The following is a 1,949-nucleotide window of genomic DNA, read 5'->3' as shown; positions in this document are numbered from 1 at the left end:
TTGGGTGAGTTTTTAAAAAAGGTGTTTTCATCACTTAAATCCGAGATTTTTCGACTAAAGTGAGATTATTTCAGCTTCTAACTGCGGAATCTAGGGTAATCTTTTTCCGCGCTGATTTCTTCATGGGCTTTTTTAGCTTCAGCCGATTTGCAGATTACCATTAAATTAAGTAGTGGTATCTCTATATTTCCTGACACGGCCGGCTCAACAGAAGAGCTGATGCAGAAAACCGATATGGCCCTGTATGTTTCCAAACAAGAAGGCCGAGATCGTTACAGTTTTTAGCTGACTTTGTTTGACGGTTTGATCTTCATCAAGCAGAGAAGGCCTAATTGTCATTGATCATGTTAATAATTTGATTTTTAACGTTACTAATAAAATATTTAGAGCCAGCTTGAGATAAGTGGGCACCATCTGAGTAGAATGGTTTTCCGTTAGCATCTAAATTTTTACAGTAGCCGTTCTGGCAGAATGTGTTGTATGGATTAATAAAATAAATATTGCTATGTTTAGACGCGTATTCTTCAAGGACTTTGTTTATGTTAATGCCGCCAGGCTTTAGATTTTCTTTTTCCCATGAGAGACAGTCGTGGGATTTGAACCATTTTAATTGACTAAGGCAGTTGATCGGGATGTACTTTGAAGAGCCAGGTACATCGCCAATAATGATTAGCTTATGATTTTTCATAAGTGCATTTAGCCTATCAAATGCTCGAAGAAGTGGTTTGTAGCTCTCATAGGAGGTCATTTCTTCTGTGTTGATGTTTAATTTTTTATGGTTATCTATGTGAGCTGCTTTGGCCAGTTGAAATCCGTAGCTTGCAGAGTAAATTAAAATAGAATGTTTGCTTTTTAGTAGCTCGGATAGGGCTTTTTTATATGCGGTTTTTGCATCTTTGTCGAATTTTTCTTGATTGGCCCCAATTTCAGTGATTCCAGGTAAAAGCAATGATGATATGTATTTGCCGCCACCCCCTCCTGATGCTGTGAATATGGTTAAATCATTTGGTTTGGCAAGTTCGTCAACTATTCCAGTGTCAAGCATGCCTGAATGACTGTCTCCCATCATCACAATATTCGGATAAGGGTTTTTCCCCTGGTATATTATTCCACCTGAGAATCCGACGCCCCCCCAGGTTTCCTCATGGTACTTTGATATATCTTTAATTTTAGCTAGTAGATGGGGGGACTTTGCACGCCAAATCCAGCCATTGCTATAAAAAACTGAGCATCCCAGGATGACAAATAGAGATATCACGGCAGACCATTTCATCAATACAGAAACTTGTTTTTGGTGCTTTTTCGGCGTGGACTTTCTAAATGGCTGTTCGATAAACCTATACATCAAGCTAGCAATGAGTACCGAGCAGAATAGCGTAGTAAACTTGCCAGAGGTGGACAATTCGAAGCCGCGCCCTATATCTTCATTGTATGTTTTGGCAAATACAATCAATGGCCAGTGGATTAAATATAAAGAGTAACTAATTAAGCCGATAAAGCGTGCCGCTTTATTTCTTAATAGATACCCTGATATTTTTGCCTTTCCTGAGTAGATGAGTAAAGCTGCTCCAATACAGGGGGCAAGTGCATTGTAGCTTGGAAATAAAGTGTTACTATTGAATGCAAATACAGGGTAAAGGATTAGTAAGAAGCCCAAACAGCATAGGATTTCATCTAGCGCATTTTTTTGTTTTTCCGCTTCTTTTCTATGGCGCAATAGCCAAACTAAGGTCGCGCCAATACAAAACTCAAAAGCCCTAAATGGCGCTAAATAATACAGGCTTGATAGATTTTTGTTTTGCCTATCTATCGATGCTCCTAGGCTTAATAAAAACACGATAATAATGAACGGTATTAGCTTCGTACACGACACAACTCATGGATAATTTAAAAAAGTCTTGAAAAATCAAAGGGCTCGCTGATAATGCCCCCTCATGGAAAACGACTAA

The 1,949-nt window shown here is 38.8% G+C and carries 2 protein-coding genes; one reads left to right on the top strand and one right to left on the bottom strand.

The genetic code is table 11. From position 1 onward, the window contains the following. The first annotated feature begins 111 nt into the window (after nucleotides 1-111). Complete coding sequence (locus COV52_08320) at nucleotides 112-285, top strand: hypothetical protein (protein ID PIR10585.1); 174 nt, start codon at nucleotides 112-114, stop codon at nucleotides 283-285. 43 nt (nucleotides 286-328) lie between these two features. Here the strand turns inward: COV52_08320 and COV52_08315 are convergent, their stop codons facing one another. Further along, complete coding sequence (locus tag COV52_08315; GenBank protein PIR10584.1) at nucleotides 329-1,873, bottom strand: hypothetical protein; 1,545 nt, start codon at nucleotides 1,871-1,873, stop codon at nucleotides 329-331. Nucleotides 1,874-1,949: the final 76 nt, after the last annotated feature.

The sequence above is a fragment of the Gammaproteobacteria bacterium CG11_big_fil_rev_8_21_14_0_20_46_22 genome (assembly GCA_002796245.1).
Lineage (GTDB): Bacteria > Pseudomonadota > Gammaproteobacteria > UBA12402 > UBA12402 > 1-14-0-20-46-22.
Note: the sequence above shows the minus strand (reverse complement) of the source record. Positions and strands in the feature narration are given on the sequence as shown.